The 5973-nt window shown below is 33.8% G+C and carries 6 protein-coding genes and 1 pseudogene; 5 read left to right on the forward strand and 2 right to left on the reverse strand.

All coding sequences use genetic code 11. The features are described 5' to 3' along the window. Window positions 1–478: 478 nt before the first annotated feature. Together OZD66_RS03420 and tatC are read left to right on the forward strand one after the other, a co-directional pair. Window positions 479–1576: a type I glyceraldehyde-3-phosphate dehydrogenase gene (locus OZD66_RS03420; RefSeq protein WP_182366883.1), complete on the forward strand. Its 1098-nt coding sequence runs from the start codon at window positions 479–481 to the stop codon at window positions 1574–1576. Then, window positions 1573–2334, forward strand: a complete 762-nt coding sequence (gene tatC, locus OZD66_RS03425; protein WP_182366885.1) for a twin-arginine translocase subunit TatC — start codon at window positions 1573–1575, stop codon at window positions 2332–2334. The genes OZD66_RS03420 and tatC overlap by 4 nt, the downstream gene beginning before the upstream one ends. Window positions 2335–2371: 37 nt before the next feature. Here tatC and OZD66_RS03430 read toward each other — a convergent pair whose 3' ends face one another. Further along, window positions 2372–2842, reverse strand: coding sequence for an arginine repressor (locus OZD66_RS03430; protein ID WP_182366887.1), 471 nt, complete (start codon window positions 2840–2842; stop codon window positions 2372–2374). Window positions 2843–2967: 125 nt separating this feature from the next. Between OZD66_RS03430 and OZD66_RS03435 the strand changes: the two genes are divergently transcribed. From OZD66_RS03435 to OZD66_RS03445, 3 genes are read left to right on the forward strand one after another with little or no spacing between them, the layout of a single operon-like run. Further along, window positions 2968–3702 (forward strand): substrate-binding periplasmic protein, encoded by a 735-nt coding sequence (locus OZD66_RS03435; protein WP_182366889.1) that lies wholly within the window; start codon window positions 2968–2970, stop codon window positions 3700–3702. After that, window positions 3702–4349 carry an amino acid ABC transporter permease gene (locus OZD66_RS03440; protein WP_007548901.1) on the forward strand — a complete coding sequence of 216 codons (648 nt, stop codon included), beginning with the start codon at window positions 3702–3704 and terminating at the stop codon, window positions 4347–4349. Before OZD66_RS03435 ends, OZD66_RS03440 begins: the two co-directional genes overlap by 1 nt. After that, on the forward strand, window positions 4333–4974 hold the full coding sequence (locus tag OZD66_RS03445; protein ID WP_182319288.1) for an amino acid ABC transporter ATP-binding protein: 642 nt from the start codon (window positions 4333–4335) through the stop codon (window positions 4972–4974). Before OZD66_RS03440 ends, OZD66_RS03445 begins: the two co-directional genes overlap by 17 nt. 391 nt (window positions 4975–5365) lie before the next feature. Here the strand turns inward: OZD66_RS03445 and OZD66_RS03450 are convergent. Beyond that, window positions 5366–5890, reverse strand: a pseudogene (locus OZD66_RS03450) (phage major capsid protein); the annotation flags it as partial. Between the last annotated feature and the right edge of the window lie 83 nt (window positions 5891–5973).

Below are 5973 nucleotides of genomic sequence, written 5' to 3' on the forward strand. Positions count from 1 at the left end.
GTTTTTTTTATTCTAAAACGCTTGATTAAGAGCGATTTAGCTGCTTTTAACTTGCAACTAACCTACACCGCAAGTGTTTAAGAAATTTACCAAGCAGGAAAAAAGGCAAAGAAACCCTAGGGTAGCTAGTATTCAAATTCTCCCCTGTCAATTTGACGTTTTTTGCTGTCTTAAACGCTTTGTAAGCGCGTTTCGGCTTATATAGGTAAAAACCTAAAAATTTTTAAAGACATGCGATGCACGTAGTGCGAAAAATTAAACATGAGACGCCAAATACCCTAAGTTTTTTGTCATTAACCTGCACAGATTGCGAAGATAAATAAATAGCTTCAATTTTATGATAAGGGGGCTGGCGGAGTTTGTCAAGCAAGTTTTTAGCCCTGTCTCCTTGCTATAGTGTTCATATCGATAGAAAAGCAAAAGAATAAAATGAAATATCAAGTGATATCCTCTATAATTAAATTTTTTGAATGAAGAGATGACGATTCGCGTAGGAATTAATGGTCTTGGTAGAATAGGCAGAGGCGTATTGCGTGCTATTTATGAAATAGAAAAGTATAGTGAGCAAATAGAAGTTGTAGCTGTAAATGGATCGCTCAGTGCAAAGCAGCATGCACATTTGATTAAATATGATTCTATTCATGGCAAATTCAGTGGTGATATTGATTTTAATGAGTCTCAAAATTGGATTTCTATAAATGGCAAAAAGTTTTCTTTATATAGAGAACGGAGCCCTGAAAATATTCCTTGGAATGTTGATGTAATACTTGAATGTACTGGTGCATTCAACAAACGTGAAGAAGCAATAAGGCACAATGCAGAGAAAGTAATTGTCTCTGCTCCAGTTCCGGATGCTGATGTCACTATAGTTTATGGTGTGAATAACGATATGCTCGAAAAAGAGCATAAAGTGATATCAGCAGGTTCTTGCACTACAAATTGCCTTGCTCCGATTGTGAAAGTTCTACACTTCAGTTTAGGTATAAAAAGCGGTTTTATGACTACTATACATGCCTACACGAATGATCAAAATGTTCTTGATGGTAATCATAAAGATTTGCGTAGAGCAAGGGCTTGCGGATTATCTATGGTGCCAACTACAACCGGGGCAGCAAAAACAATTGGTTCTGTCATCCCTGAATTAAAAGGAAAGCTGGATGGCACTGCCGTCAGAGTTCCAGTTAGCAATGTTTCTATGGTTGATTTTAAATTTATGACTGATAAGAAAGCGACCGTTAAAGAAATCAATAAAATGTTTAAGGATGCAGCTCTCTCCTCTACGTCATTCCAGCGCGTGACGCTGGAATCTAATTTCTGGATCCCAGTGTCAGCTACTCGGATGACATCAGAGGATACTAGGATGACAGAGGGTTATCCAATGTCAAATGTACTTTCTATATGCGAGGAACCTTTAGTCTCAATAGATTTTGTGCATAACCCTTATAGTGCAATTGTGGATTTAACTGGTACATATGTTACAGGTGATATATGCAGGGTTGCAGCGTGGTATGACAATGAGCGGGCTTTTTCGCTGAGAATGTTAGACATAGCATTATTGAGCTATAGTAAAGTATGAACTGGAACTCAAACAAATACGCCTCATTTTATGAGCACTGTGCGGAACTCAGAAAAAGAGTTATCTTTTGCTTTCTATTTTTTTGCGTTGCTTTTGGTTTTTGTTACTACTTTAAGGAAAATATATACCGTTTTTTACTTGCACCTTTAATAGAAGCAACAAAAGATAGCAAAGGTTTTTCTTTAATTTACACAGACTTAACGGAGGCATTTTTTGTGTATCTTAGAGTTGCAATGATGAGTGCACTTTTGCTCTCTTTTCCTGTGTTTGCATGGCAATTCTATATGTTCTTAGCACCTGGGTTATATAAAAGTGAAAGGGCAGTGTTGTTGCCATACTTAATTGCAACACCGGTTTTATTTGTAACGGGAGCTACTGTAGTCTATTACTATATATTTCCTTTAGCCTGGAAGTTTTTTATCAACTTCGAACACAGTGGTAAATCCTTCGATATACCGATAGAGTTTATGCCATCAGTTAGCGAATATTTAGACCTCGTTCTCCAATTTATGTTTGCATTTGGCACTGCATTTCAAATTCCAGTAATACTCACATTAATGGTGAGAGTTGGGCTACTGACTGCACAAAGTTTGTCAAATAAACGTAGAATTGCAATAGTGGTAATTTTTATTATTGCTGCAATCTTAACTCCACCTGATGTATTAAGCCAAGTAGGGCTTGCAATACCTATGCTGATTCTATATGAATTGTCCATTCTGATATGTAGGTATATTGAAAAAAAGAAGACAAAGATTTAAACAAAGGAATCCCTTTTATCTCCTTTATATCACATTTTTAACTTACAACATTCTTATTCAGGACTAAATATGGAAATGTTTCATAAATTGATTGTAATACTTTGTTAAGTTCAGCCTTACTTTTGATGATCAATAATACTGTATCATCACCTGCTATAGTTCCTATAATTCCTATGTTTTTGCTATTATTTAATGAATAAATAACATACTTCTGATCTAGAAAGTAAGCTAGGCTGCTAGCTTGTCCTGGTTGAGTGTGTAGTACTATTAAACCAAAATCCGAAATTTGCATATTAAGTATTAATGGTAATCGATATTGGTTGATGTCAATTACTTTATACATACCAGCAACTTTGGCAATTTTAAGTTCTTTCAATTTTCTTGATAAAGTAGCCTGAGAAATGTTATACCCTCTTTTTTTGAGTAAGGTCTGTAAATCGCTCTGTTCTAAAATTTCATGATTTTGAATAATATTTAAAATATGTTCACCTAGTGTGTTGTCATGCATTATGCATTTTCCTCATATTGAATATGTAATAAGTATATTTGAAATTATATTCATTATTTCTTGACTATTCAATTTTTAATGTCTATATTCACAAGATGAATAAAATATGAATATAAATTAGTAATATGAAAAAATACATTTTAAATGCTATTATAGCGATAAGTATTTTATTAACAGGATGCAAGGAAGATAAACACGATAATATCATTAGATTTGCAATTTCTGCAGATTATCCACCTTTTGAATATTATGAAAATGGTAAATTTACTGGCTTTGACATTGAGCTTGCTCAATTAGTAGCAAAAGAGTTAGGTAAAGAAGCGATATTTAAAGATATGCAGTTTAGTACTATATTTGCAGCATTGCAAAGTAATTCTGTAGATGCTGCTATATCTACTATTGGTAGCACAGAAGAGCGTGAAAAAAATTTTGATTTTTCAAATAGTTATTATACAGGGGAATTTGGTATTCTATATCACAAAAATAAACCCATAGCCGGTATAAACAACTTAACTCACAAGAAGATAGCCGTTCAACTAGGAACTGTCATGGAAATTTGGCTAAAAGAGCATGTTCCTACAACAGCTCAAATTATTGCTATAGACAATAATAATCAAGCTGTAGAAACATTAAAGTCTGGTCATGTTGATGGCGTCCTAATTGGTGAATTCCAAGGTAAAGTATTTAGCAAAAAAAATCCTGGTCTATCATGGTCAGCCATCGCTAAGTCAGATAATGGTTATTCTATTGCTGTGAATAAAGGATCTGATTTAAAGGATAAAATAAACGAGGCGTTAAAAAGTTTAGAAAGTAAAGGTGTAATACAAAAGATAGCAGAAAAATGGCTAGGAGATAACTGATGCAAGAATTAATTTCTAATTTCTTGTTTGTTGGAACAGGCCTTGCCTTTACTTTAAAATTATTGATTGGAGGACTGCTTTTAGGTATGAGTCTAGGAGGGCTATTTTCAGTACTCAGATATAATAAGATCTGTATTCCATTAATTAATGGAATTATATCTGTAATACGTGGCACCCCCCTTATATTACAGTTAAGTGTTGTTTATTTTATGACTCCAACCATTGCAGGAATTAAATTAAACATATTTAGTGCTGGCATTATAGCATTTGGTCTAAATAGCTGTGCTTATATTGCTGAGATTTTACGAGCTGGTATTGAAACTATATCAAAAAACCAGTTTGAAGCAGCTAAAACTTTACAAATACCTAGTTTCTATATGTGGAGAGATATTATATTACCACAAGTTATTAAAAATATTCTTCCTGCAATGATAAATGAGATCATTGCACTCCTTAAAGAAACGGCATTAATCTCTACTATTGGTGGTGTTGATATTATGCGCTCTGCGCAAATGCTTGCAGCAGAACAATTTACTTATTTTATACCACTTTGTCTTGCTGGGGCTTATTATTACGCTCTTGTATTACTAATTGAATATATAGGCAAAAAGATTGAACAGAAAGGTATATATGATAAAAATGCATAATATTTGTAAATTATTTAATAATATTCCAGTACTTAATAATATTAACCTGATTATAGAACAATCTATAGTTGGTCTTGCTGGTCCTTCTGGTAGTGGTAAATCAACATTGTTACGTTGTATACAAAAACTCGAAGTTTTAGATTCTGGTAGCATTGAATGCAATGATAGTACTGGTTTTGTATTTCAGGATTTTCAACTTTTCCCACATATGACTGTCTGGGAAAATCTTACATATGCTCCCAAACTTAAAAACAAAACTCAGGATCAAAGTGATTCACTACTTGAGTCTTTGGGTATTGCCTCTAAAAAAAATGATTACCCTAGTAATCTATCCGGTGGGCAAAAACAGCGGGTTGCACTTGCCAGAAGCTTAATGATGAATCCAAGGATTCTATTATGCGATGAGCCAACGTCTGGTTTAGATGTAGCAACAATAGTCGACGTTGTGGAACTACTACAATCAGTTAGAGATATGGGTATTACTATGATTATCGCTTCTCACAATTTGGATTTTTTAACAAAAATATCAGATCGGATTATTTTGTTAAAAAACGGAAAAATAATTGTAGATATCAATCCTAAAGAAATTGATGAACCAACAAACTATTTAAAAAATAATTATTAAAAGAGAATCACTCATATCATACTGAGAGCTATAACAGATCTTAGCATCGAAAATTACATAATGTATATTATGGAAAATAAATTACATAATATAAGAAGCAACGCTAAAAATAAAATCACATAATATAGCAAACTATAGCTAACCCAAGAAAGGTTTTCCTACGTCATACCACCGCAATATCTCAGCATAGATTCCGCTAACAAGTAGCGGAATGACGAATTTTTGTTTTTCAAACTGTCGGTAAATCTAAGTCAGTTTAGCTATATGTGTCAAGCACTGGAATGACATCGTCGTAACATTATACCGTATTATAATGTTCGTACAGTAAGCCATAGGATGGAGCTATACAAAAAGAAGTAAAACGGCTATAAAGATGATGCTATAGAAGTTTTTAGTACTTGCTCGCAACTTTCAACAATTTAATAGCACTGGTGTTTACAACCTCTCCGCCGACACGCTTAGTGACAAAAAACCTCACATAAGGTTTATTCGTATAAGGGTCTCTTAATATTCTCATTCCTCTATTATCTACAATCTTATAAGCTTGTTTGAAATCTGCCATCGCAATTACTGGTAGCTGATTGTTTGACACCGGTGGCATATCGGCAGATTGATATACTGGTATTCCCATTAAGGTATCTGGGGCTTTAAGCGACAAACTTGGTTGCCAGAGATATTGACCTGTTTGAGCTTTTAGTAGCCTAATGTCCTTCAACGTACTCCTATTCATCAAAAATGACGCATTTTTGGAATAATATTCGTCCAGAGAGTAATACAACATCATTATTGAATCACTATCTAATTTTTCAGTTTTAACTTGCTCTATTTTATTATAACTGTTTCCATTTTCATAAGCTAAAATTCCTTTTGGTTGAAAAGTGCCCTCACCCTTAATGAAGGCTTCGCTTTCTTCCTTATACCAATTCTCATTATTAGGAGGACAAATAGGAGACATTGCAGAGTTGTTTAATTATGGAGTGGGTAAGAGAGGTAACAAAT

Source organism: Wolbachia endosymbiont of Drosophila baimaii, assembly GCF_028982185.1.
GTDB classification, from domain to species: Bacteria; Pseudomonadota; Alphaproteobacteria; order Rickettsiales; family Anaplasmataceae; genus Wolbachia; species Wolbachia pipientis.